Genomic DNA, 25,153 nt, shown 5'->3' on the forward strand with positions numbered 1-25,153 from the left:
GGCCTGCGGCTCAGCGGGCGGCGCGGAGCAGGGCGATCAGCAGGTCGGTGTCGTGGCGCAGCGGATGCTCTGTGCCGCCCTGGGTGACGCCGACGCCCTGCGAGATGCCGCCGCCCTGCGGTGACGGGCCGGGCTCCTCCGGCAGCGGGGCGGCGTAGCGGGCCACGGTGTACGCCTCGGCGAGGCGCGCGGCCGCGGCGCGGTGCGCGGGCGTGACCTCGCGGTCCCCGGCCGCGATCTGCTCCAGCAGGTCCTCGAGGGCGCGGCCGGGCGGCATCGCGGCGTCCAGGGCGAGGTGCGCGGGCGGACGGCCCCAGGCACCCGTGGCGCCCAGCAGACGGATCGCCGTGGCACGCACGGCGAGCTCCCGGTCCAGCTCCGCCCAGGCCAGCTCCCCTGCCCGCCGGTCGCGATGCGCGGCGGCGAGCGCGCGGAGAGCGGCGGCGTCGGCCGCGCCCTGCCCGTCACCGCCGGTCGCACCGGGCCCGTCGGCCGCCCCCGGGCCGCCTGCCGCACCCGGGCCGCCGGCCGCGGCGCCCCCGTCGGCCGCGTCGCTGCCCGCGGGGATCCGCAGCGCCGCCCAGCGCACGTCGCGGGCGCGCCGGCGGTGGCGGCGCAGCAGCAGCACGGTCACGGCGGCGAGACCGGCCAGCAGCGCGCCGACGGCCGCTAGGCCGATCACTCCCCCGCCCCAGCGTCGCACCGTCTCCTCGGACGGCCCGGAGCCGCCGGCGTCGGAGCTCTGCGCGGAGGTCTCCTCGGAGCTCTCCTCCTCGGTGGTGGTCTCCTCGTCGGTGGACTCCTCCTGGGTGGGCTGGTCCTCCTGCTCCGGGGCCTGCACGGCGGTGGGCGCGTCCTCGCTCACGCCCTCGGAGCCGGTGAGCCCGGGCTCGCGCACCCCGTTCGCGGCGGCGGCCGGCGTGGGCTCGAAGCGCACCCAGCCGTGCTCGGGACCGAACCACACCTCGGGCCAGGCGTGCGCGTTCTTGCCGGTCACGCTCCATTCGTCGCCGTCGGCCCGGGTGCCCGGCGTGAAGCCGATGGCCACTCGTGCCGGGTAGCCCTGGGAGGTCATCATCAGTGCGAACGCGGCCGCGAACTGCTCGCAGTAGCCGATGCGATCGGCGAGGAAGGACTCCAGCGGGTCCTCGCCGGCCGGGGTGGTGACCGTGAGCGAGTACGCGTAGGAGGTGCGGAAGTGCTGCTGGAAGGCCAGGGCGGTGTCGAAGGCGGTCTCGGCGCCGGCGTCCTCCGCGACCTGGTCGGCAAGCTCGGCGGCGATCGCGGGCACCTCGTCCGGGGAGGTGTAGCCGGCCTCCACCGGCTGGTCGAACACGGCGGGGTCCACCGCGCGCAGCTCCTCGGCGGTGGAGGTGCGCCGCTCCGACTCGACGGTGTAGCGCTGGCCGGCCAGCCCGCCGCGCACCCAGTCCAGCGCGACCTCGCCGTTGGTGGGCTGCAGGGTCATGGCGCGGTTCAGGGCGGCGTCCGCGCCCTGCACGGAGCGGATCGTGTCCGGCACCGGCAGGCGGTCCCCGGCCAGGCTGCTGATCTCCAGCTGGGTGCGCACGAAGTCATCGCTGCCGCCGGTCACCGCCTCGCCGTCGTCCCGGGCGTCGCTGAAGGACTCCACCCCCGCCAGCGGCTCCTCGCCATCGGCCTGCGCGGAGAAGGTCTCGCCGTCGAAGCTGTTCAGGGTGCGCAGGCGCAGGTAGGAGGGCTCCTCGGCGGTGGAGGTGTAGGTGAGCACCTCGGTGTCCTGCTGCTCCAGCAGGGAGCGGCGCACGGAGATGTCGTCGTCGATCATCACGGCGCCCAGCGCCTGCGCGTCCGGATCCTGCCAGCGTTCCAGCAGGTCGATGTTCAGCGCGATCCTGGCCGGGGCCAGCTGCGGCAGCAGCGGTGCCAGCGGCGCGGTGAGCGCCGCGATCAGCACCACGGCGAGCGCCGCGGCGGAGAGGGTGCGGCCGGGCGCGTGCACCGGGCCCGCCTGCGGCCGGCGGTCCCCGCGCAGATACCGCGGATCGCCGTGGACGGTGCGGGTGGCGAACACCATTCCCGCGGCGAGCACCGGCCCGGCCACCTGCCACCAGGTGCCGCCGGAGGGCTGCTGCAGGGCGGGGATCAGCAGCGCGCCCAGCAGCAGGAGCGCGGTGGGGGTGTGCCAGCCCAGGTCCAGGTACATCAGGTCCAGCAGCAGGGCGGCCAGCGCGATCAGCGCCACCACCAGCACCGTGCCGTGCGGCCCCAGCGCCAGCGGCGGCACCCCGGAGGCCAGCTCGTTCACGCCCTCGGTGAGGATCTCCACCTGCCCGGTCACCATCCCGGCCGGGCCGCCGTCCAGCAGGCCCAGGGCGGCCTCCACCGCCAGCACCACCACCACGATCAGCCCCGCCTGCGCCAGCGGCACCAGGATCTGCGGGCGCAGCACGCGGCGCAGCACCACCCCGCCCAGGGTCACGGGCGCGGCGGCCAGCAGCGGCAGCGCCAGCCAGGAGGGGCCCTCCAGCAGCTGGGAGACGGGCGCGGCGGCGCACAGCAGCGCGGCCAGCAACAGCAGGGCGCGGCCCAGCAGGTGCGGGCCCTCGAGGGAAGGGCGTCCCAGCAGCGGACTCATCGGGGTGCGCTCTCCTCCCGGGCGGTGTCCAGCAGGTCGTCGAGGGTGTCCGCGCCGGTGCCGCGCACCAGCGTCCAGGCGCCCAGGGCGGAGCGGGTGGGGGTGTGCCGCTCGCGCACGGCGCGCAGCTCGCGGGCATGGCGCTCGTGGGCGTGGCCGAAGTCGTCCCCGTCCCCGGGGCCGATGCGGCGCGCGGGGACCGCGCGGAGCGGCTCGGCCTCCTCCTCGAGCGTGGGGCGCAGCGCGATCGCGGTGCGGTGCACCGACCGGCCCGCGAAGCGGTCCAGCTCGAGCCCGGAGAACGGCTCGCCGGCGTCCGGCCCCAGCGCGATCGCGAGGGCGGTGTCCCCGGCGGCGTGGTCGTGCCCGATGCCGCCGGAGGCGTCGTCGTCGAAGTCCACCTCCGCCAGCGCGAGCAGGGAGGTGCGCTGGGCGAGGGCGTCGGCCTCGCGCCCCACCGGGCTGGTGTCCTCGAGGCCGCGGCGGTGCCCGGTGCGGGTGATCTCGTCGCCGGAGGCGTCCAGCACCCGCACCGACCATCCGCTGCGGCCCAGCGCCTCGAGCAGCGTCGCGGCGTGGGAGACGAGGGTGTCCTCGAGCGCGGCGGTGAGGTGCGGCCGCTGGGAGGTGTCCAGCACGATCACGGCGCTCAGCCCGGCGGCGGGCTCGTCCTCCCTGGTCATGAGGCGGCCGGTGCGGGCGCTGGCCCGCCAGTGGATGCGGCGGATGTCGTCCCCGCTGGCGTAGGGACGGGCCAGGGGCCCCACCTCCCCCGCGCCCGGGGCCGGCGCGGCCTGCCGGTCGCCCGCGCCGGAGATGCCGAGGGTGCGGGCGGCGGCCGGGCCGATCTCGCCGAGCACCGGCAGGCCGGTGACGCGCAGACCGTCCACGACAGTGCGCTGCAGGTGGAACAGGCCCAGCAGGTCGCGGACGATCACGGTGCAGGGGCCGAGGTGGTGGGTGCCGCGCCGGCCCACGTGCAGCACGTGCGGCATCCGGGGTGCGAGCGGCAGATCGCCCTGCCCGCCCAGCGCCTCGGGCAGGTGCTCGCGCACGATCCCCCGCCCCAGCGGCAGCCTGGTGATCCAGGCGGACCCGTCGAGCGCGAGCTGCACGCGGGCGGTGCCGCCCACCGGGGCGGCGTCGTCCTGGAGCCGCCTGCGCACCCGCAGCCCCACGCCGCTCACGGCGATGCCCACCGCCCCGAGCACCAGCATCAGCGCGAGCGCGGCGGCGATCTGCCGGGCCGGGACCACCCGGGTGAGATCGCCCAGCACCCACATCGCCAGGCACACCACGAGCACCACCGCGCCGCGCCCCGTGGGGCGCAGCACCGTACCCGGGCGGGGGCTCACGCCTGTGCCGTGGTGCGCAGCACCTGGTCGACGATCTCCTGCGCAGTGGCGCCGCGGGAGAGGGCCTGCGGAGTGAGGTGCATGCGGTGGCGCCACACCGGCATGATCACGGCGGCGACGTCCTCCGGGGAGGCGAAGGGCCGCCCGGCCAGGGCGGCGTTCGCCTTCGCGGCCCGCACCAGGTGCACGGCCGCGCGCGGCGAGGCGCCGAGGGTGACCTGCGGGTGGTCGCGGGTGGCGGCGGCCAGGCGCACCACGTAGTCCAGCAGCACGGGCGAGGCGTACACGCTGCGCACCGCGTGGATGTGCGCGGCGACCCGCTCCGGGCTGGTGCGGCGCACCACGGCGTCGATCACGTCGTGGTCGCCCTCGGGCACCGGCCCGGTCTGCGCGGCGAGCATCCGCGCCTCCGCCTGCGCCATCGGGTAGCCCATCGAGGTCTGGGCGAGGAAGCGGTCCCGCTGCGCCTCGGGCAGGCGGTAGGTGCCCTCCATCTCCACCGGGTTCGCGGTGGCGACCACCATGAACGGCTCGGCGAGCGCGTAGGTGGTGCCGTCCACGCTCACCTGCCGCTCCTCCATCGCCTCGAGCAGCGCGGACTGCGTCTTCGGGGAGGCGCGGTTGATCTCGTCGGCCAGCAGGATCTGGGTGAACACCGCGCCGGGACGGAACTCGAACTCGGTGCTGGCCTGGTTGAACACGCTCGCGCCCGTGACGTCCCCGGGCAGCAGGTCCGGGGTGAACTGGATGCGGTGGCGCTGCGCGCCGAGGGAGGCGGCGAGGGACTTGGCGAGCATCGTCTTGCCCACTCCGGGGATGTCCTCGATGAGCAGGTGCCCGCCGGCCAGCAGCACCAGCACGGCGATGCGGGCCACCTCGTCCTTCCCCTCCACCACGGTGGCGATCTCGGCGATCACCGCCTCGGCCTCGGCGGCGATCTCGCGGGCCTGCGCCTGGGTGAGACCGTGCGGAGCATCGGGCTCCGGGGCGCGATCGGGGGTGCCGGGCGCGGCGCGGGTGCCGGCGCCGGGGCCGGCGCCGGGGCCGGCGCCGGGCGTGGAGGTCTCGACGCTGAGATCGTCCTGGGCCATGTCGAGCTCCTTCGAGACCGCCGCGTGGACGGTTGTTCATGAACACTTTGCGCACCGATGAACCGAGTGGGACACGGGCGGCGGTGAAGCCTCCTACAGTATGACTGGTCGGATCTGTCGTGCAGGGGGAGTTGTGATGTTCAAGGGCCGAGGCCCGGTCGCCGTGCGCCCCGAGGCGGTGCGCCCCGGCACTGCGCATCCCCGCACCGTGCGCCCCGGCGCGGCGCGCCTGGGCGCGGGGCTCCTCCTCGCGGCCGCCTGCGCCGCCGCCCCCGCCGCCGCGCAGGCCGCACCGCTGCCCGCCGACGGCGCGCTCCCGGCCGACGGCACCGTGCTCGCCGGCGAGTGCCAGGACGGCGCGGCCCGCTCCGCCACCGCCCCGACGGTGGAGGCGGGCGGCACCGTGACCGTCACCGGCGAGTGCTTCGGCGGGAACCGGCCCGTCACCGTCTCGATCTTCATCACCGGCGACCAGACCACCATCGACTCCGCACAGGTGCAGACGGACAGCTTCGGCACCGTCACGGCCAGCTTCGACGTCACCACGCCCGGTGACTACTCGATCGTGATCTCCTCCGACGAGGGCCAGGCGACCGGAGCGTTCGAGGTGACCGGGGAGCAGCCGGAGCCGGACCCCGAGCCGGAGCCGACCCCCACGCCGGAGCCGGAGCCCACGCCGGAGCCCGAGCCGACGCCGGATCCCGAGCCCACGCCGGAACCGTCCCCGGAGCCGGACCCGACCCCCACCCCGGAGCCGACGCCCACCCCGGACCCGGAGCCGACCCCGGAGCCCGAGCCGAGCCCCTCGCCGGAGCCGAGCCCGTCCCCGTCGCCCGAGCCGTCCCCCGAGCCCGAGCCGAGCGCTCCGGCCGAGCCCACGGACCCCGGCGACGCAGACGAGGACGCACCGACTCCCGGCGACGACGAGGGCACCACGGGCGAGGACGCGGACGACGCCCAGGACGAGCAGCCGTCCTCGACGCCCACCACGTCGTTCCCGGGCTCGGACGAGCAGGAGCCGCCCCCGTCGGCCGGCAGCCCCACCGCCCAGCAGCCAGGCACCCTCGCCCCGGCGGATCCGGGCCCGGCCACCAACGACTTCCCGCCCGCGAGCAACGGTGCCGCCCCGCAGGACGCCGCCGCGCTCACGGCGCGGCTCGCCGCGCTGCTCTCCCACGGCGTGAGCGGCGCCGAGGCGGGCCCCGGCGGCTCGGGCGAGGGCTCGGACGACGGCTTCGGCGCGGGATCCGACGACGGCGCGCGCGATGCCTCCGAGCTCGCGGAGACCGGCGCCGAGACCGCCGCACCGGCCGCCCTGGCCGCCCTCGCGCTCGGCGGCGGCACCGGGATGCTCTGGTACCAGCGCCGGCGCCACGGGCGCTGAGCCGCTCCGCCGGGACCGCGGGCGGCACCGGTGCTGCGGGCGAGGATGGTCGGTGCGCTGAGCCGCTCCGCCGACGTCTCGGGGCCCGCCGGGCCGGTCAGGCCGCGGCGCCGCGCCGGTTCTGCAGCGCGATCAGCACGCCGATCAGCAGCGCACCCGCCATCAGCGCTCCCCCGCCCACGGCCACCGCGCCGCTCACGCCCAGCAGCGCCCCGAGCCCGCCGATCGTGAGCCCGTTGCCGGTGCGCATGCCGGAGCCGATCATCGAGTAGACGCCCACCACGCGCCCGCGCTGGTCGTCCGGGGCGCGCAGCTGCACCAGGGCCTGCCCGATCGCGGTCGCGGCGAGGTTCGCGACCCCGCCCACCACCAGCGCCAGCAGCGCCACCGCGTACAGCTGCGTGGTGGCGACGATCAGCGTGGTGAGCCCGAACAGCACCGCCGCGATCACGGCGCCGCGCACGTCCACCCGCAGGATCCCGGTGGCCTCGAGCAGGATCCCGCCCACCACTCCCCCGACCCCGTTGGCGAACAGCAGCGCACCATAGCCGAGGCCACCCTCCTCGCCCGCGCCCAGCACGTCCGCGAAGTTCGGCATCGCCACCTGCAGCGAGGCACCCACGCACACCGCGATCAGACCGGCCAGCGCGATCATCCCCACCAGCACCCTGTCGCCGCCGACGGTGCGCAGCACGCGCGGGGTGTCCAGGAGCGAGACCCGCTCGCGGTGCACGTGGCCGCTGCGCACGTGCCCGGTGAACGGCGTGCGCACCATCAGCAGGGTCATGGGCAGGTAGAACACGATGTTGGCGAAGATCCCCCACGTCGGCCCGAGCAGGAGCAGCAGCACCGACCCGACCACGGGGCCCGCGAGGATCCCGAGGGACTTGACGGTGGCGTTCAGACGCACCGCGCTGGGCAGCTCGGGCGGGGTCGCGACGTCGTGCAGCATCAGCTGCTCGGCCGGGCCCCACAGCGCCCCGGCCATCCCGTGCAGCACCAGCAGCACGCAGGCGCTCCACATCTCCAGCGTGCCGGTGAGGAACAGCAGCCCCCAGCTCAGGGACACGGCGGCGAACAGCAGCTGGGCGACCTGGATGATGCGCCGGCAGTCGTACTTCTCGGCCAGCCCGCCGAACAGCACGGAGAACAGCAGGAACGGCAGCCAGTGGCTGATCACCTGGAACCCCACCAGCCACGGCGAGGCGAACACCTCCCACAGCACCCAGTAGGTGATCACGTGCTCGATGTTGTCGCCCATCATCGAGAGCCCGGCGGTGAGCAGGTAGGGGCGGGAGTGCCTGTCACGGAGGGGGCCGAAGCGCCTGGGGGCCTGCAGGTTCGTGGGACTCGACCTTCCTTCGCGCGGAGAGGCCCACGCTACCCGGGGCGCGCGGCGGCGGTCCGGTGCGGCTCGAGGGGAGAGACCGGGGGCGGTGCGTGGAGGGGCCCGGCCGTTCAGGAGAGGCGGGGCTGTTCGTGGGGTGGGGCGTCGACGCCGCGGGCGGTGCCGGGATAGCGCCTAAGGTGGTCTCACCGACCGCGCCATCCAATGTTACGGCTTATCCTTGGACGCTCCGCGGGGCAGCTGGAGGCCGCGGACCGCGGCCCGCGCCTCACCCCCGCAGCCCGGCCGCCACCTCGTGGAGGGACGCCGCGGAGCGGTGCAGCAGCTCCTGTTCGTGCGCGGAGAACGGGGCCTGCGCGATGGGATGGGCGCCGGCGCGATCCACCACGCACGGCACCGACAGCGCCACCCCGTCGAGCCCGTGGATCCCCGAGAGCACCGGCGCGACGGGCAGGATCGCGGCCTCGTCGCTGAGGATCGCCTCGACGATCCGTGAGCTGGACAGGCCGATCGCGTAGTTGGTGGCGCCCTTGCCCTGGATGACGGTGTAGGCGGCGTCGCGCACGTCGACAGCGATCTGCTCCAGGGTCGCTTCGTCGAACACCCGCTCCCCCTCCACGGTCCAGTCCAGGATCGGGACGGTGCCGATGCGGGCGCCGGACCACAGCGGGAACTCCGTGTCCCCGTGCTCGCCCACGATCATCGCGTGCACGCTCGAGGCGGAGACCCCGGCGCGGCGGGCGATCTCCCACCGCAGGCGCGAGGAGTCCAGCGTGGTGCCGGAGGCGAACAGCCGCTCCGCCGGCAGGCCGCTCGCCTCGTGGGCCAGCATCGTCAGCACGTCGCAGGGGTTCGAGACGATCACGTAGATCGCCTCCGGGGACACCTCCAGCAGCTGCTCCATCAGCGAGCCCATGATGCGGGCGTTGGTGGCGGCGAGCTCGATCCGGGTCTGGCCGGGCTTCTGCTTGGCACCGGCGGTGATCACCACGACGTCCGAGTTCGCGGTGACGGCGATGTCGCTGCCGCCGGTGATCTCCGTGGCGCCCACGAACTTCGCGCCGTGGGCGAGGTCCAGCACCTCCGCGCGGGTCTTCTCCTCGGCGATGTCGTAGAGGGCGATGTGGCGGGCGGCCCCGCGGATCATCGCCGCGTACGCGACGCTCGATCCCACGGCACCTGCTCCGACGACGGTCAGCTTGCTCGGTCTGCTCATAGGGAGAACCTACGGTGCGACGGGGCGGGGCGAAAGGGGGCGGAGGTCCTGGGGACGGGGAGCGGGCGTGCGAGGGGTGTGGGGGCCGACGGGGTGAAGGGTGGGTCGTGTGCTGGACGGGCCGATGGTGATCGGAGGTGCATATATGGACACCTCGTGTCGCCATAGGCCCGTCGCGGCCACGCTTCCCGGAGCCCCGGTGCTCTGTCGCGGCTGGGTGCGTGGACCGCCCCGGGGCGGTGGCCCGGCCCGGTGCGGTGCCCCGGAGGTCTCCGGCACTGCCGGAGGCACGGTCAGGCCTGCGACTCCACGCGCAGCGCCACGGTGCGGAAGCCGCCGTTGCCCATCGAGGAGTCGGGCGTGTTCTGGGAGCGCGCGGAGTTGCGGTAGCGATTGCAGTAGGAGAGGTGGCACAGGTAGCTGCCGCCGCGCATCACCCGGGACTGCCCGCTCTCGGGGCCTGCGGGGTCGGTGACCAGCGTGCGCTTCTCGGCGGTGGTGCCGCGGCGGTAGGTGGAGGGGTGGAACCAGTCCTCGCACCACTCCCACACGTTGCCCACCATCTGCCACAGGCCGTAGCCGTTGGGGGCGAAGCTGCGCACGGGCGCGGTGGTGAGGAAGCCGTCCTCGCAGGTGTTGTGGCGCGGGAACTCGCCCTGGAAGATGTTCGCGCGCCAGCCGCCCTCATCCACCTCCTGATCACCCCACGGGTACTTCGCCCCGTCGATCCCGCCGCGGGCGGCGTACTCCCACTCGGCCTCCGTGGGCAGGCGGCGCCCGGCCCACTCGCAGTAGGCGACGGCGTCGTTCCAGCTCACGTGCACCACGGGATGGTCGCCGCGCCCGTCGAGATCCGAGTCGCGGCCGCCCGGATGGCGCCAGTCCGCGCCCTTCACCCCGGCCCACCAGGGGGTGCCGCTCGCGGGGCCCATCACGTCCGCCTCCGGCGCGGCGAGCGCGAGGTGGAACACGGCGGAGAACCCGAAGCTCTCCGCCTCGGTGACGTACCCGGTCTCCTCCACGAAGCGGGCGAACGCATCATTGGTGACGGTGGTCGCGTCGATCTCGAAGGCGCTGATCGCCACCTCGTGCCGGGGTGTCTCGCCGTCCGCGCGATTCTTGTCCCCGGAGGAGTCGCCCATGGTGAAGGTGCCGGCGGGGATCTGGATCTGCGCGATGTCGTGGCGGCCGGTCGCGACGGGCACGGCGGTGCCCGGCGACGGGGCGCCGGGGGTGGGCAGCAGCTGCTCCCGGCTCGGGGTCCCGCAGCCGCATCCGCATCCGTCGCTCATCGAGGTCCCTCTCCTATCGTCCGTGCGGCTCCGCTGTGCCGCCTGCCGCGCCCCGCTTCACCGGCGCAGGGCTCTGCCTGCACCGCGTGAGACGTCGTGGCCGCCGATGCCCATCCTCTCGCGTCGCTCGCCGTCGGGGCGACTCCGCGACGCGGCCTGCCACGGCACTGGCCGGCCGGGCGACTCACCGGCGCAGCCTGCCACGGGCCGGCAGAGCGTCGGCTGGACGTTCCGCACGGGCTCATAGCGACACGACGTGCCTATATAGCCACCTCGTGTCGCCAGAGGCCCGCCGGCCCCGCGGCCGGTCCGCCGTCCTCGGCGCCCGCGGCCCTTGCCGCCGCTGCCCCGACGACGACGCCCGGCCGCGTCAGCCGGCGAGCGCCGCGCCCACCTTCCGCAGCTGCTCCACGGTGATCGCGCCGTGGGTGGCGAGGTCGTAGAGGCTCATCGACGTCGGCAGGGAGACACCCTCGGTGTGCACCACGGAGGGCACCTCCGCCTCCAGCACGGCGCGGCCGCGGGTGGTGCCGGCCAGCTCCAGCAACGGACCGGTCAGCAGCTCCGCGGCAGGCAGCTCAGCGGCCGGCGGCATCGGCACGGCCATCGCCTCCGCCCGCTCGGCGTGCTCGCCGGCGAGCAGGTGCTCGGTACCCACCTCGCCCTCGACGGGCAGGCCCAGCCGCAGGAACTGGCTGGCCGGGGCGTCGGCCTCGCGCATCGCCTCGACCAGCAGACGCGCCATGCGCAGCTCGGCGGCGTCGTCCACCAGGGGGTCGAGCTGGGACGGGTCGTGCTCGAGATCGAACAGCACGGTGCCGTGCTGCCAGGAGTTCATCCATCCGCCCTGGGCCTCGACGCGCAGGGTGCGCAGGCCCTTGGTGAAGGTGAACGGCTCGGCCGGGGTCCAGTCCGCGAGCTCCGCGGGACTGAAGCGGGAGCGCATATGGGTGGGCATGAGCGTGAACTCCTCCAGGGGCCCGTTGCCGGGCGAGACCGCGGAGCGCATGTACACGTAGCGGCCGTCGGTGACGTTCACGTGCCCGCCGTGGATGCCGAAGAGGGCGGCCCGTTCCCCGGCCGGGTCCCCGCCCGCCGGCTCCTGACCTGCCGGGCCCGGCAGCGCCGTGCCCGCCCCGTCGGCCGGCAGCGCGAGGTCGCGACCCTGCATGTCGGGCGTCGGCTCGAGGCCGAAGTAGCGCAGCAGGGTGGGGGCGAGGTCGATGGTCCGGGCGAGGTCGCCGCGGCGAGCGTCCGTCTGGCCGCAGCGCGGGTCCCACAGGAACATCGGCAGGTGCACCAGCTCGTTGAACCAGGGCTGGACGGACTTCGCCCACCAGCCGTGCTCGCCCAGCAGGAAGCCGTGGTCGGTGTTGACGATCAGCATGGTGTCGTCCCACAGACCGTGCTCGTCCATCGCGTCGAGCACCCGCCCCAGCGAGCGGTCGCACATGCTCACCAGCGCGGCGTACTCGCGGCGGGCGTGCTCCACCTGCGCCTCGGGTTCGGTGACCTTCTGGTAGCCGGGCCAGTCGAACTGCGGGCCGTCGTACTCGTGGGGGTAGAGGTCCTTGTACGCCTGATGGGTGAAGAACGGCTCGTGCGGATCGAACAGCTCGATCTGCACCATCCAGTCCTCCGCCGCCGCGTTGGTCTCGATGAAGTGGAGGCCGGCGTCGACAGTGCGGGTCTGGGAGTGCTCGGCCTCGGTGGGCATGTAGCGGCGGTTCACACGATCCTGGCTCACCATGCGCTGCCTGAGAGGGGCGTCCGCCGGCACCTCGGAGACCACGCCCTTCCACGGATCGCCCTCCTGGCCGCGGAAGAACTCCCAGGTGGAGTAGCGGGTGTGGTAGGTGGCGCCGCCGTCCTCCCAGTAGTGGGGGTGGTCCGAGGCGAGGTGCGTGTGGATACCGTTGTCCTTGAGGATCTGCGGCATCGAGTCGTCGAAGGGCTCCAGCGGCCCCCAGGAGCGGTGCAGGAAGTTGTAGCGCCCCGTGTGCAGCTCCCGACGCGCGGGCATGCACGGCATCGACCCGGCGTAGAAGTTGTCGAAGGTGGCGGCGCGCTCGGCGAGCCGGGCGAAGTTCGGCGCCTCGACGATGGTGTCGCGGTACTGCTCGAGCATGTGGCGGTTGAGGCTGTCGAACATCAGGATGATGGCTTTCATCCGGCTCTCCTTGAGGCGGGTCGGCGGGGGCCGACGGCTGGGGCTGAGGGCTGGCGGTGGGGCGCGGGCCGGGCGGGCAAGGATGCACGCCAACGGTGAGGCGGCCGACGGGCCAGGTGGATCGGCGCAGGCCGACGGGGACTCGGTCAGGCGTCCACGGGCGGCGCGGCGAAGCCGACGGCGGGCTCCCGGGGCGTGGTCTGCGGGGTGTCCAGCAGCTCGCGGCGCAGCGCCGCGACACGGTCGAGGTGGGCATCCATCGCCGCGGCGCCGGCGCGATGCGACCACTCCCCGACGAGTGCGGCGAGCTCGTCGTCATAGGGCAGCACCGGGGTCAGCTCGTGGCTGCGGTCCCGGTCGCGGTAGCGCGCGATCTCGGCGGCGCGAACCTCGAGCTCGACGTCCAGCAGATGCAGCGCCTCCTGGCGGGACATGAACCCGGCGAAGGAGAGGCGGGCCTGCAGCTCGGGATCGACGTGACGGGAGGGCGGGCTGTACGCGCCGGTGAGCCAGTCGAGGAACACGGTCGCCCCCTCCTCGGTGAGCGCGTACCGCTTGGCATCGGTCGCCCCCGGGCGCGGCTCCAGCTCGTGCACGGCCCAGCCGTGGCGCTCCATGCTCGCCAGCGAGCGGTACACCTGGCTCATCTGGGTGTTCGAGCGCAGGAAGCGGCCGTGGGTGTCCATGTACTTCTTCAGGTCGTAGCCGGTGCGCGGGTGCATCGCCAGCACGCCCAGCAGCAGGTGCTCGAGCTTCATCGCAGGTCTCCTCGGTGAGTGAACCCTCGAACCATGACACATGTGGCATGGGACCGCAAGCCGCCAGGGCGCCGCGGACCGCCCTTGACCGAGCATTCGCATTGTGTCATCGTTCTCGCCAATCGGCATGACTCAAGTGTCATGGACCCGGTGGGCACAGCAGCCCACCTGCCAGGCACCGGCCGATCCCGTTTCCCCCTGACGACGTCGACAGGAGCCTGTCATGGCCCAGCCCGCCCCCGTCTCACCGCCGCCCCCGGCACCGGCCCTCACGAACGAGCGGACGATCCCCCACCGCTGGCGCAACCTCGCCACCCTCACCGGTTCCACCGCCGTGGACAGCACCGAGGGCAGCGTCACCTCCACGCTCTTCCCCACGATCGCCGCCTCACTGGGCCTGAACAGCAGTCACCTGGGCACCATGACCGCCCTGGGCAAGCTCGCCTCCGCCCCTGCCGGCCCGCTGTGGACCTGGCTCGCGGGCGTCACCTCCCGCAAGACGGTGCTCGTGGTGACCTCGCTGCTGGGCGGCGCCTTCGGCATCGCCTCCGGCTTCAGCCAGGACTTCGCGTCACTGCTGGTGCTGAACGTCCTGATGGCAGCCTCGCTGGTGGGCGGCTCCCCCGTGGGCAACGCCCTGATCCTGGATTCGTTCTCGGACCGGGATCGCGCCCGCGCCGTCTCCTATTTCTACGGGGCCGTCAACGGGATCATGTCGCTGGTGGGCCCGCTGCTGGGCCTGTTCACCCGCACCGAGGAGGGGTGGCGCACCGGCCTGATGGTCACCGGCGCGATCGCGGTCGCGGCCGGCCTCGCGCAGTGGCTGCTGATCAAGGATCCGGGAGTGGGCGCCTCCGAGCGGGAGTTCGCCGATCTCGCCGCGAACAGGCGCCCCGCGGAGAAGGCCTCGCCCGCCACGATCCTGTCGCTGTTCCGGGTGCGCTCCTACTCGATCATGATGCTCTCACGCCTGCTCTCCGGTCACCTGCTGATCTCGGTGTTCGGCGTGACCTTCCTGGTGCAGGAGCGCGATTTCTCCAATGTCACCGCCGCGATCGTGCTGGCACCCTTCGGCATCGGCTACATCGTGGGCACGCTGGGCGGAGGCGTCCTGGTGGGCTGGCTGGACCGGGTGATGCCCGATCGCGGCCGGGTCTGGTACATCCAGGCGGCGCAGCTGCTCTTCGCCGGTGCCGCGCTGATCGCCTCCCAGTTCGACCTGGGCGGCATCGGGCTCTATGCCGTGCTGTGGGCGTTGATGGGCGCGGCCCAGGGCCTGAACCCGCCGGTGAACCGCCCGATCGTCGCCTCGGTGATCCCTCCCCGCCGCCGAGGCCAGGCCATGGCCGTGTTCATCACCGTGTTCGAGACGATCGGCTGGGCCGTGTTCTCCCTGGGCGCCGGGCACTTCGCCACCACGCACAGCATCCAGGCCGTGTTCCTGTGGGTGCTGGTGGTGCTGATGGTGGTCAACGCCCTGGTGCTGGGCCTGCTGCACGTCACCTACCCCCAGGACGTCGCCGCGGCACGCGCCGAGCGCGAGCGGGAGCGGGACGAGGCACTGGGCGACCCTGCCGCCTGAGCCCGCGCACGGCAGCTGCGGCCCGGTAACACCGGACACGGCACTGCTCGTGGCCTGCACGGGCCGATGGTGACACGACGTGGCGATATCGCCACGTGATCTCGCCATCGGCCCGCCGACGCCCGACGGCCCGCCAGCTCCGCCGCCCCGGCAGCCCCACTGACCCTGCGTCCCGCCCTACGGCGCCAGCAGCACCGAGAACAGCTCGAGGGTCTCCTGCAGCTGGATCGACGGCTCCAGCAGCCACTGAATCTGGAGGCCGTCGGAGGCGGCGACGATCAGGGCGGCGGTCTGCTCGGGGTCCACGTCGGTGCGCACCCGGCCGGCGGCCTGGTCCTCGCGCAGGCGGCGAGCGAGGTCCGCGCGCACGTGCTCGAAGCGGGCGGTGAAGAACTGCTTCGCCGGGCCCTTCTCGGATTCCAGCGAGGTGGCCACCAGCGTGGAGTACAGCTGCACCAGCCCGGGCACCTCGAGGTTGGCCAGCGCCGCGTTGGCCATCACCTCCACCGCGATCTCCTGGGCCGGGTCGGGCAGACCGATCTCGGCGCGGTCCAGGTCGCGGCGGTGCTCGGCGTGCTCGTACACGGCCACCAGCAGCTCCTCGCGGGAGGAGAAGTAGTGCAGCAGCGCGCCGTGGGAGACCCCGATGGCCTGGGCGATGCGGCGCAGGGAGGTGCCGTCGGCGCCGCGGTCGCGGAACACCTCGATGGCGCGGTCCAGGATCTCGCGCCGGCGGGCGATGCCCTTGGAGTAGGAGCCGGCGCGGCCGATGCTCGCAGGGGCGGCCGACGGGGCGTTCTCGGCGGCGTCGGGCCGCGGTTCAGCGGGGGTCATGCGGCCACAGTACCCACCGGTCGGCCCGGAATCGCGGAGAAACCTCCACCTGGTGGATTCCGGTGCTACGCTGTCGCCACGCACCGCCTCGGCGCCCGGCGCACCCGCGCACCAGCACCTCCGCGATGCGCCCAGACCTCAGACAACGACGTACGAAAGCAGGTTCGACGTGGCTCTGCCCCTCGCCTCCGTCCAGCTGTACACGCTGGCCTCGGAGTTCTCCGCCGATATGAACGGCTCCCTCGACAAGCTCGCGCAGATCGGCCTGAAGAACGTCGAGGCGTTCGACTTCGTGCGCCGCCCGAAGGAGATCCGTGCGGCGCTGGACGCCTCCGGCCTCGCCTCCCCCACCGGCCACGCCCCGCTGCTCTCCGACGAGCTGTGGACGCCGGACGGCTCCATCCCCACCCCCGCCAACGAGGTGGTGTTCGAGGCCGCGGCCGAGATCGGGATGAAGACCGTGATCGACCCGATGGTCCCCACCGAGCGCTGGCTCACCGAGGACGGCGTCAAGGACATCGCCGACCGCCTCAACGCCGCCTCCGAGAAGGCCAAGGAGTTCGGCCTGAAGGTCGGCTACCACAACCACGCCCAGGAGTTCCTCGCGGAGTTCGACGGCAAGACCGCCTACCAGCGCTTCCTCTCCCTCGTGGATCCCGCGGTGGAGATCGAGCTGGACCTGTACTGGGCGCTCGTGGGCGGCCAGGACGTGGTGGGCCTGGTGAAGGAGCTGGGCGACCGCCTGGTGGCCATCCACGTCAAGGACGGCATCAAGCCGCCCACCAACCCCTTCGCGCCGGACGCCCCGAAGTTCAACTCCTCGAGCCTGGACCAGCGTCACGCCGGCCAGGGCGAGGTGCCCACCGTCGAGGCGATGAACGCCGCGACGAACGTCAAGTACGCCGTCATCGAGTACGACAACGCCCCCGGCGCCGTGTTCGAGGACATCGAGAACAGCTACCGCTTCCTGATCGACGGAGGACTCGCAGCATGACCACTCCCGCTCCCTTCTCCGGCCCCGTGGGGGTCGGCTTCATCGGCACCGGAGTCATCTCCGACCAGTACCTCACCAACCTCACCACCTTCCCGGATCTCGAGGTGCTGATCCTCGGCGACCTCAACACCGAGGTCGCCGCGGCCCAGGCCGAGAAGTACGGCATCCCCGCCTCCGGCACCGCCCAGGACGTCCTGGACCACCCGGGCGTGCAGGTCGTGGTGAACCTGACCATCCCGGCCGTGCACGCGGAGATCTCCGCCGCCGCGGTCGCCGCGGGCAAGCACGTGTGGACCGAGAAGCCGCTGGGCCTGGACCGCGAGTCCACCTCCGCGCTGCTGACGCAGGCCGACGAGGCCGGGCTGCGCATCGGCTGCGCCCCCGACACCGTGCTCGGTGCCGGCGTGCAGACCGCCAAGCGTGCGATCCTCGACGGCCTCATCGGCCGCCCGCTGTTCGCGCAGACCTCCATGCAGTGGCAGGGCCCGGAGGTGTTCCACCCGAACCCCGCCTTCCTGTTCGCCAAGGGCGCCGGCCCGCTGCTGGACATCGGCCCGTACTACTTCACCACCCTGGTGAGCCTGTTCGGCACCGTGGAGAAGGTCGCGGCGATGGGCCTGAAGGCGCAGGAGGAGCGCGAGATCCTGGTGGGCCCGAAGAAGGGCGAGAAGTTCCCCGTGGAGCCGCCGTCGACCATCTCCGTGCTCACCCAGTTCGAGGGCGGCCAGACGGGCACCTCGCTGGTCAGCTTCGACTCGCCGCTGGCGCGCCAGGGCATCGTGGAGATCCACGGCACCGAGGGCTCGCTGGTGGTGCCGGATCCGAACATGTTCGAGGGCCGGGTCGCGTACGTGCGCCCCTTCGCCTCCTTCGGCGAGGCGCCGCCCGAGCAGGAGTGGGTGGAGGTGCCGGCCGCCGGCCCGGCGAACGGCCGCGGCCTGGGCCTGCTGGACATGGTGCGCGCGATCCAGGAGGGCCGCCCGCACGTGGCCAGCGGCGAGGTGGGCTACCACGTCCTGGACATCATGCTCAGCGCCGAGGAGTCCGCCGCGAGCGGCGAGTTCGTCACCGTGGACTCCTCCGTGGCCGAGGTGCCAGCGGTGCCCGCGGACTTCGACCCGCTGGCCCGCACGCTCTGAGTCGCCACGCCTGGCGGCGCTGACCCGCCGCCCCGGGCGCCCCGGAAGCCCCAGGCGCCCCGGCCGCTCCGGGCGCCCCGGCCGCTCCGGACGCCCCAGCCAGTTCTGTCACCCAGCGATCGATGCGCGAGCCCGCATCGATCGCTGGGTGACATTTCTGTGCCAGGCGCCTGCCGGGGACGGTCGAGGGCCAGCCGGGGCCGGGCCGCGGCAGGGCACCCGGCCCCGTGGGTGCCCTCGCCTACCCTGGCGGCATGACGGCACCGCGCAGCCCCGCTCCCGGCCCCTCGACACCCTCGGCCGACGGCGTCGCCCAGCGGGTGGACCTGGTGCTCGAGGGCGGCGGGGTCAAGGGCATCGCGCTGGCCGGGGCGCTGGAGGTGCTCGAGGAGCGCGGCTACCGGGTGCACCGGGTGGCGGGCTCCTCCGCCGGCGCGATCGCGGGGGCGCTGGTGACCGCCGGGATCCCCGCGCGGCAGATCGTGCAGATCCTGCGGGAGACGGACTACCGGCGCTTCGAGGACGGCCCCTGGTGGACCCGCCCCCTGGCCGGCAAGGCGCTGGCGGTGCTGCTGCACAACGGCGTGCACCGCGGCACCTACCTGCGGCAGTGGCTGGCGGAGCAGCTCCGTGCGCACGGGGCGGAGGGCGCCACCGGCACCTTCGCGGATCTGCGCTGCCAGGATCCGGCCACGGGGACCGTGCCCGCGGGCGCGCACGGGTACCGCCTGGTGGTGACCGCCAGCGATCTCACCGCGGGCCGGCTGCGCTACCTGCCGCTGGACGCCGCCGCGCTGGGCACCTCCCCGGAGGCGCTGCCCGTCGTGGACGCGGTGCGGGCCTCCACCTCGATCCCGCTGTTCTTCCGCCCGGTGCGGTGGCGGGGTGCAGGCGGCCGGTCGACGGTGCTGGTGGACGGCGGGCTGCTCTCGAACTTCCCCGTCTCCGTGTTCGACCGGCCAGGCGGGGAGGTGCCGCGATGGCCCACCTTCGGGATCAAGCTCTCCGCCAAGCCGGAGGCCGATTTCGGGGTGCGCAACCGGATCCGCGGCCCGCTGAGCTTCGGCAAGGCGGTGCTGGACACCGTCACCGGGTTCTACGACAGGATGCACATCGACGCCTCCCATGCGGTGGCGCGCACGATCTTCATCGACACCGCCGCGGTGCGGCCCACCCAGTTCGACCTCACCGCCGAGGAGGGGGAGCTGCTGTACCGCAAGGGCCGCAAGGCCGCGCTGGCGTTCCTCGACGGCGACCACGAGCAGCAGCCGTGGGACTTCGCGGCGTACACGGCACGGTTCCGGGGTGGGGCGGGGCCGACCCCGCCGTCGGGCTCCACGCGCCCGGAGCCCGCCTCCGGGGCGTCGCCCGCTCCCGGGGCGGGGCAGCGATGACCGCCTTCGCGCCGTGGGCCGTCCACGCCCGCAGCATCGTCTCCCCCACCGGCGGCACCGCCACCAAGCAGCTGTACTTCGCGAGCTTCCTGCTGGGCTTCACGGTGCTGATCTCCCTCTCCCACGGCGGCCTCGTGCTCACCGGCCCGTACCTCGCGGCGCTGGGGGTGCTGGCGGTGGCGACGGTGCTGGCGCTGACGGTCCGCTGGGAGAGCCTCCCCCTGGGCTGGGGCGCACTGGTGCCCGTGCTCGACATGGTCTCGGTGGGGCTGGTGCGGGACCTGATGCGGGAGAGCTCCACGGCGACGTCGCTGCTGGTGCTGATCCCCGCGCTGTGGATGGCGGCCCGGCTGCGGCTGTGGGGCGTGGCGATCTCGGTGGTGGCCGTGACGGCGCTGATCACGGCGCCCTCCCTGGTCCGCGCCTCGCACATCGACTCGCTGACCATCGCTCATGCTCTGCTGCTCCCCTTCACCGTGCTGCAGATCGGCCTGCTGACCGTGGGCGCGCTCGCGCTGCTGGACGGGCAGAACCGCCGGCTCGCGGAGGCGCTGACGGAGAAGCAGGCGCTGCTGGAGGGGGCGGCGTCCTCCCAGCGGCTGCTGCAGAACATCATCGACAGCGTCGACGTGGGCATCGTCGTGGTGGACGAGGAGGGAGACGATCTGCTGATGAATCGGGCACAGCGACGGATCCACGCTCTCGCCACCCCGGCGCACATCGACGATCCGGACGAGTCCCAGCTGCTGCTGCGCCACCCCGGCACCACCACGCCGATCCCGGCCGCCCAGCGGCCCGTGCGGCGCGCCGTGCTGCAGGAGAGCTTCGACAACTATCTGGTAGAGGTGGGGCCGCTCGGGGAGGGCATCAGCTTCTCCAGCTCGGGGCGTCAGATCCTGGACGGTCATGGCCATCGCGCCGGTGCCGTGGTGGTGTTCTCGGACGTCACCTCGTACCTGGAGACCGTCCGCTCGCAGGAGCGATTCGTCGCCGCGGTCTCCCATGAGCTGCGTACCCCGCTCACCTCCGTGATCGGGTACCTCGAGCTGGCGCGGGAGGACGAGACGCTCGATGAGCAGACCTCCGGATTCCTCGACGTCGCCCACCGAAATGCGGACCAGCTGCTGCTGATCGTGCAGGATCTCCTGGCCGATCAGGTCTCCCGCGCCGGCACCGAGGAGCTGACGCTGCGGCCGCGCCGGCTCTCCGAGATCGCGCGGCGGGCGGTGGAGTCGGCGGCGCCGCAGGCGCGGGAGGCGGGCATCGTGCTCGAGGCCGATCTCGAGGACACCCCGGAACTGCCGCTGGACGAGAAGCGGGTTCAGCAGGCGCTGGGGAATCTGCTGAGCAATGCCCTGAAGTACACCCCGCAGGGCGGCAGGGTGCATGTGCGCACCAGCGTGCGGGGCAACCAGCTGGAGCTCAGCGTGGTGGACACCGGGATCGGGATGTCGATGCAGGAGCAGGCGAAGCTGTTCACCGAGTACTACCGCACCCGTGCGGCACGGGACAGCGCCATCGCCGGGCATGGGATCGGGCTGGCGCTGACGCGGCGGATCGTGGTGGCGCACGGCGGGCAGATCTCGGTGCGGTCGCGTCCCGGGCGGGGCTCCACGTTCACGCTCCGATTCGCGCTGGACGGCGCCGAGACCGTCGAGACCGCGGCGGGGAGGCCGTCGCAGGCCGGGTGAGCACGGCGGCCCGGGCGCGGGCAGACGGGTGGGTGGGCGCGGCGGCCGGGTGAACGCCGCGACCAGCGCCGACTGTGTCGCACGGCGCACCGGCCGTCTTCTGTGCACCGCCCCCGGACGCGGGTTTCGGCGCTACGATCACGGCGTCGGCACCGGGGGAAGCGAGAACGTCGATGAGAACTGCACTGACGGCCGTGCTGGCCGTGCTCTACGCGCTGCTCGCGGTGGTGGTCTTCGGCCTCACGGGGGTGTTCGGCGAGTTCGGGGAGCAGCTGTGGCGCGATGTCGCGGTGCTGCTGCTCACCGTGGTGGCCGCCTGCGCCCTCACCTATGTGTCGCTGCTGCTGATGACCTTCTGGCAGGAGGTGCGCTCCCCGCACGGCTCCGCCGGCGATCCCGAGGCGCTGCAGTGGCATGTGCTGGTCCCCTGCCGTGACGAGGAGAGCGTGATCGCGGAGACCGTCTCCGCCGCCCGCACCTCGTTCCCGTCCCTGCACGTGTGGGTGATCGACGACGCGAGCGAGGACGCCACCGCCCAGGTGGTGCGCGACCTGATGGTCTTCGACGACAGGGTGCACCTGATCTCGCGGGTGGCGCCGGAGGCCCGCACCGGCAAGGGCGACGCCCTCAACGCCGCCTACCGGATCGTCTCCGCGCACGTGGGCGGCGACGAGGAGGAGCGCCACCGCACCGTGATCGGGGTGCTGGATGCCGATGGGTTCCTCTCCGACAACGCGCTGGCGATGCTGGCGGGCCCGGAGTCCTTCGGAGAGGCGTCGACGGGCGCGGTGCAGCTCGAGGTGTGGATGAAGAACCGCGGGGACCGCAGGCCCCGGCCGGCCGACGGGCGGCTGCGCAATGCGATCGGCCGCGTGCTGGTGCGGATGCAGGATCTCGAGTTCCGCACCACGAACTCGGCGATGCAGGTGCTGCGGGTGCGCACCGGCACGGTGGGCATGGGCGGCAACGGCCAGTTCACGCGGCTGTCCGTGCTGGACGCCCTCACGGCCGAGCACGGCAAGCCCTGGGGGAAGAAGCTGTGCGAGGACTACGAGCTGGGGCTGAACATCCTCGCGCAGGGCATGCGCACCCACTACGTGCGCCAGGCGCACGTGTCCCAGGAGGCGCTGCCGTTCACGCGGCGCCTGATCACCCAGCGCACCCGCTGGGCGCAGGGCAACATGGAGTGCGCCTCCGCGCTGCCGGGGCTGCGTCGCGGCGGGCACCTGCGCCCCTCGGGCCTGGCGGAGATCCACTACTTCATGCTGCAGCCGCTGGTGATGATGCTGAACCTGGTGCTGATCCCGCTGCTGCTGGTGCTGGGGGTGGCCGAGGACCCGGCCGGGTTCTGGCGGGCCTCGACGCTGCTCACGCTGGTGCTGGCCGGGCTGTTCTTCCTGGTGCTGCCCTATGCGGTGTGGGGGCTGGTGTACCGGAGGGTGACCGGCGGGGAGGTCTCCTGGCCGCTGGCGGTGGGGCTGGGGCTGTGCAACCTGGTGTACGTCTACCTCACCTACGTCTACTACGTGCGGGCCACGTGGCGGGCGGTGACGGGCCGCACCGGCTGGGCGAAGACGCGCCGCAACGCCGACGGGCGCGCGCCGGTGGCCGTGCAGCTCTCCGCGGCGCTCGAGGCGCTGCCGCTGATGCGGCTGGAGGCGCTGGAGGAGCTGGCGGCGGAGCTGGAGGGACGCTCGGATCTGGGGATCGACTTCGTGGCGGGCTGGGCGGTCATGTGGCCCACCCGCACCGCACGCCTGGAGCGGGCGATCGCCGCCGAGGATCCCCTCGCGATCCGGGACGCGATCGGGAGCGTGCGGGTCTCCTCGGCGATGGTGGGCGCGGACCGGCTGGAGCGGGCCGCCACCGACCTCGAGCAGGCGCTGGAGCGCGGCGAGATGGAGGCGTGCCGGGCTCAGCTGCCGGTGGTCGACGCGATCGGGCGGGAGACGGTGGACCTGCTGCGGCGGGAGGTGTCGGTGCGGCGGGAGCTGCTGCACAGCCCGCCCCGCGCCGAGGCGGCTCCCACCGCGGCCCGGATGGTCACCGTTCCGCGGAGCTGACCGGCCGGGCGACGATCTCTCCCAGCCGCTCGCGCAGCTGGCGGGGCCGGAACGGCTTGGTGAGGTACGCGTCGGCCCCGGCCTCGAGCCCCTGGCGGGCGTCGGCCTCCTGGGAGCGGGCGCTGAGCATCACGATGTGCCCGTCGATGCGGGGCCGGGCGCGGCGCACCACCTCGAAGCCCTCGATGTCCGGCAGGCCCACGTCCACCAGCAGCAGGTCCGGCGAGTCCGGCGCCAGGGCGTCGAGCCCCTCGCCGCCGGTGGCCGCCGCGGTTACGGTGTAACCGGCCTGCCCGAGCACCACCTCGAGCAGTCGGCGGATGTCGTCGTCGTCCTCGATCACGAGCGCAGTGCCCATCCAGTCCCCCTCAGAACGGTGTGCGTGAACCGGAGGAAGGATATCTCTCGGACATGTGCTCACGCTGGGGGCGGGGTGGCGTGGGCGGGCGGCCGACGGGGCCCGTTGCGCGGCCCACTGCGCGGCGGGCCGAGGTCGCCGCGGGGCGCACGGTGCCGCAGCGGCACGAGGCATACCGACATCATGCGACGGCCCGGGTGGATATGCTCGCCGCAGACACGGCACGAACAGTCCGAAACGAGGTCGACGATGGCTCCGAAAGCACTGCCCACCCTCGGGCCGAGGGGCAAGGGCGCGCTGTCCACCGCCAAGTGGGCGCTCCCGCTCCTGATCGCCGGCGCCCGGTGGCTCTCGGAGAATCCGGAGCTCCTCGAGAAGGTGAAGCTGCAGATCTCTCGCCTGCTCTCCGCGCGCACGTCCACGATCGACGGCATGCTCGAGACGATCACCGTGCTCCGGGAGAGTGTGGACTACCTCGCGGGCTCCGCCGACGACGAGGCCGAGGCTCGACAGGCACGGGACTGGGCGGAGCAGCTCGACCACTGCGAACAGGCCGCGAAGCTGCTCACGGCCCCGGGCGCTCCGTCGAAGGAGCGCAAGGCGCTGAAGAAGCGGATCGATGCGCTGCGTACAGAGATCATGGCCTCGTTCATCGCTGAGCAGGGCGAGGACGCCACTGCGGAGCGTTCCGCGACGACGTGACTGCGACAGTGTCGCGCAGGTGATCCTGCAGATGTCCCGGCGCCACGCGCAGCAGCGCCGGTGGGGCCCTGCTACAACCCCACCACCACCAGCGAGGAGTTCGACCGGTGCACCACCAGCGGCGCCGGCCCGTCGTTGAACACGCGTGCCGTGACGCGCACGGTCGGCCCGCACCGCTGGGCTGGCACCTCCTCCGCGACGTCGAGCGAGAGCAGGCGGTGGTGACGGTAGATGTCGATGCTGTCAGGCTGGGTGGTCTCGGTGCCGAGCGTTTCGCAGACCTCTCCGTCGGCGTCGAGCACGTCGGTGCGCAGCTCCACTTGCACGGTGCTGCCGGATTCGTCCAGGGAACGTTCGGTGCACCAGGCGCGACCGTCCTCGCGCGATCCGTTGACACCGGTGCAGGTTGTGAGGTGCAGGGAGGCCAGGCCGCGCACCGTGCGATCGCCCGGCGCGAGCGGCAGTTGTGCGGTGAGCACCACTGCCCCGTCATCCTCAGCGGCAAGCGTGCGTGGGAGCTGCTCCTCGTCCGCGGCGACAGCCTCGCCGTCCACGGACTCCGCGCGCCAGGTAGCGTCGATCGCGAAGGTGGTGCCGTTCGACGCGACGTCGCCATACGGCGCGGAGACCTTGATGCTGCAGTCGATCGCACCGCCCTCAGGGACCGTCACGAGACCCTGGTTGGCATAGCCAGTGGTCTCGCCGGTGAGCATGTTCTGTGTGCCGCCCACGGAGATCCCTGGACCGCCCGCCTGTGGCGAGCAGCTCAGCGTGACGCCCAGGTACATCGAGCGGCCTCCGCTGCCCTCGGGCTTCATGCTCTGCAGGTCCATCGTGACCAGGTAGATCTCTCCGGGCTGGCCCCAGAACGAGCCGGTCGCGAAGCGAGCTTCTTCGGGGACGGTGAGCGTCACGTCATCGATGCGGGAGTACGGAGCTTGGGCCTCGGGGAGTGGAGCTGTCGCGGCAGGCGTGGCAGTCGAGGTTCCAGACCCATCGACGTGCTCGCCCGTCCAGCTGCCGCGCACCACCGCCACCACGCTCAGCACGGCGAAGGCGAGAATCAGGGCCGATCCGACGATCAGCCAGAAGCGACGGCGAGGAGCCGTTCGGGTGTCGAGGTCGCTCATCGCCGCCCTTCGCAGGTTCCGGTGTGGTGGTCTCG

General features: G+C 73.3%; 19 protein-coding genes. 8 read left to right on the plus strand and 11 right to left on the minus strand.

Annotation, left to right across the window (positions count from 1 at the left end; translation table 11 throughout):
- Positions 1-10: 10 nt before the first annotated feature.
- Genes DWV08_RS11535 through DWV08_RS11545 form a run of 3 tightly spaced genes read right to left on the minus strand, consistent with a single transcriptional unit; the run spans position 11 to position 5,063 of the window.
- The gene (locus DWV08_RS11535) at positions 11-2,617 is read right to left on the minus strand and encodes a transglutaminase-like domain-containing protein (protein WP_115413929.1); all 2,607 of its coding nucleotides are present in this window, start codon (positions 2,615-2,617) and stop codon (positions 11-13) included.
- Entirely contained in the window at positions 2,614-3,972 is a 1,359-nt protein-coding gene (locus DWV08_RS11540; RefSeq protein ID WP_115413930.1) for a DUF58 domain-containing protein, read from the minus strand. Before DWV08_RS11540 ends, DWV08_RS11535 begins: the two co-directional genes overlap by 4 nt.
- The gene (locus DWV08_RS11545) at positions 3,969-5,063 is read right to left on the minus strand and encodes an AAA family ATPase (protein ID WP_115413931.1); all 1,095 of its coding nucleotides are present in this window, start codon (positions 5,061-5,063) and stop codon (positions 3,969-3,971) included. Before DWV08_RS11545 ends, DWV08_RS11540 begins: the two co-directional genes overlap by 4 nt.
- A 136-nt stretch (positions 5,064-5,199) precedes the next feature.
- Here DWV08_RS11545 and DWV08_RS16945 point away from each other — a divergent pair, with 136 nt between their 5' ends.
- Positions 5,200-6,447 carry a hypothetical protein gene (locus DWV08_RS16945; protein WP_206516709.1) on the plus strand — a complete coding sequence of 416 codons (1,248 nt, stop codon included), beginning with the start codon at positions 5,200-5,202 and terminating at the stop codon, positions 6,445-6,447.
- A 97-nt stretch (positions 6,448-6,544) separates the two neighbouring features.
- On the opposite strand, the gene DWV08_RS11555 is transcribed toward DWV08_RS16945, so the two are convergent.
- From DWV08_RS11555 to DWV08_RS11575, 5 genes are all read right to left on the minus strand, one after another.
- Positions 6,545-7,786, minus strand: coding sequence for an MFS transporter (locus tag DWV08_RS11555; RefSeq protein ID WP_162801660.1), 1,242 nt, complete (start codon positions 7,784-7,786; stop codon positions 6,545-6,547).
- A 277-nt stretch (positions 7,787-8,063) separates the two neighbouring features.
- Entirely contained in the window at positions 8,064-9,011 is a 948-nt protein-coding gene (locus tag DWV08_RS11560; protein ID WP_115413933.1) for an L-lactate dehydrogenase, read from the minus strand.
- A 293-nt stretch (positions 9,012-9,304) separates the two neighbouring features.
- Positions 9,305-10,303 carry a formylglycine-generating enzyme family protein gene (locus DWV08_RS11565; RefSeq protein ID WP_206516710.1) on the minus strand — a complete coding sequence of 333 codons (999 nt, stop codon included), beginning with the start codon at positions 10,301-10,303 and terminating at the stop codon, positions 9,305-9,307.
- 370 nt (positions 10,304-10,673) lie between these two features.
- A complete protein-coding gene (locus tag DWV08_RS11570; protein ID WP_115413934.1) occupies positions 10,674-12,473 on the minus strand; it encodes a sulfatase in 1,800 nt (599 codons plus the stop codon).
- A 146-nt stretch (positions 12,474-12,619) separates the two neighbouring features.
- Positions 12,620-13,231 carry a PadR family transcriptional regulator gene (locus tag DWV08_RS11575; protein ID WP_115413935.1) on the minus strand — a complete coding sequence of 204 codons (612 nt, stop codon included), beginning with the start codon at positions 13,229-13,231 and terminating at the stop codon, positions 12,620-12,622.
- Positions 13,232-13,454: 223 nt separating this feature from the next.
- Between DWV08_RS11575 and DWV08_RS11580 the strand changes: the two genes are divergently transcribed.
- Positions 13,455-14,813, plus strand: coding sequence for an MFS transporter (locus tag DWV08_RS11580; RefSeq protein WP_241237225.1), 1,359 nt, complete (start codon positions 13,455-13,457; stop codon positions 14,811-14,813).
- Positions 14,814-14,990: 177 nt separating this feature from the next.
- Here DWV08_RS11580 and DWV08_RS11585 read toward each other — a convergent pair whose 3' ends face one another.
- A complete protein-coding gene (locus DWV08_RS11585; protein ID WP_115413936.1) occupies positions 14,991-15,647 on the minus strand; it encodes a TetR/AcrR family transcriptional regulator in 657 nt (218 codons plus the stop codon).
- A gap of 169 nt (positions 15,648-15,816) precedes the next feature.
- Here DWV08_RS11585 and DWV08_RS11590 point away from each other — a divergent pair, with 169 nt between their 5' ends.
- From DWV08_RS11590 to DWV08_RS11610, 5 genes are all read left to right on the plus strand, one after another.
- Entirely contained in the window at positions 15,817-16,641 is an 825-nt protein-coding gene (locus DWV08_RS11590) for a sugar phosphate isomerase/epimerase family protein (protein ID WP_115413937.1), read from the plus strand.
- Positions 16,638-17,780 (plus strand): Gfo/Idh/MocA family protein, encoded by a 1,143-nt coding sequence (locus DWV08_RS11595; RefSeq protein ID WP_115413938.1) that lies wholly within the window; start codon positions 16,638-16,640, stop codon positions 17,778-17,780. The genes DWV08_RS11590 and DWV08_RS11595 overlap by 4 nt, the downstream gene beginning before the upstream one ends.
- A gap of 254 nt (positions 17,781-18,034) precedes the next feature.
- Positions 18,035-19,174 carry a patatin-like phospholipase family protein gene (locus tag DWV08_RS11600; protein ID WP_115413939.1) on the plus strand — a complete coding sequence of 380 codons (1,140 nt, stop codon included), beginning with the start codon at positions 18,035-18,037 and terminating at the stop codon, positions 19,172-19,174.
- Positions 19,171-20,865, plus strand: coding sequence for a sensor histidine kinase (locus DWV08_RS17305; protein ID WP_115415008.1), 1,695 nt, complete (start codon positions 19,171-19,173; stop codon positions 20,863-20,865). Before DWV08_RS11600 ends, DWV08_RS17305 begins: the two co-directional genes overlap by 4 nt.
- 173 nt (positions 20,866-21,038) lie before the next feature.
- Positions 21,039-22,928: an XrtP-associated glycosyltransferase gene (locus tag DWV08_RS11610; protein ID WP_115413940.1), complete on the plus strand. Its 1,890-nt coding sequence runs from the start codon at positions 21,039-21,041 to the stop codon at positions 22,926-22,928.
- On the opposite strand, the gene DWV08_RS11615 is transcribed toward DWV08_RS11610, so the two are convergent.
- Positions 22,909-23,286 carry a response regulator transcription factor gene (locus DWV08_RS11615; RefSeq protein ID WP_115413941.1) on the minus strand — a complete coding sequence of 126 codons (378 nt, stop codon included), beginning with the start codon at positions 23,284-23,286 and terminating at the stop codon, positions 22,909-22,911. The genes DWV08_RS11610 and DWV08_RS11615 overlap by 20 nt on opposite strands.
- A 249-nt stretch (positions 23,287-23,535) precedes the next feature.
- Here DWV08_RS11615 and DWV08_RS11620 point away from each other — a divergent pair, with 249 nt between their 5' ends.
- Complete coding sequence (locus DWV08_RS11620; RefSeq protein WP_115413942.1) at positions 23,536-23,988, plus strand: hypothetical protein; 453 nt, start codon at positions 23,536-23,538, stop codon at positions 23,986-23,988.
- A gap of 71 nt (positions 23,989-24,059) precedes the next feature.
- Here DWV08_RS11620 and DWV08_RS11625 read toward each other — a convergent pair whose 3' ends face one another.
- Positions 24,060-25,118: a hypothetical protein gene (locus tag DWV08_RS11625; protein WP_115413943.1), complete on the minus strand. Its 1,059-nt coding sequence runs from the start codon at positions 25,116-25,118 to the stop codon at positions 24,060-24,062.
- Between the last annotated feature and the right edge of the window lie 35 nt (positions 25,119-25,153).

Source organism: Brachybacterium saurashtrense (genome assembly GCF_003355475.1).
Lineage (GTDB): Bacteria > Actinomycetota > Actinomycetes > Actinomycetales > Dermabacteraceae > Brachybacterium > Brachybacterium saurashtrense.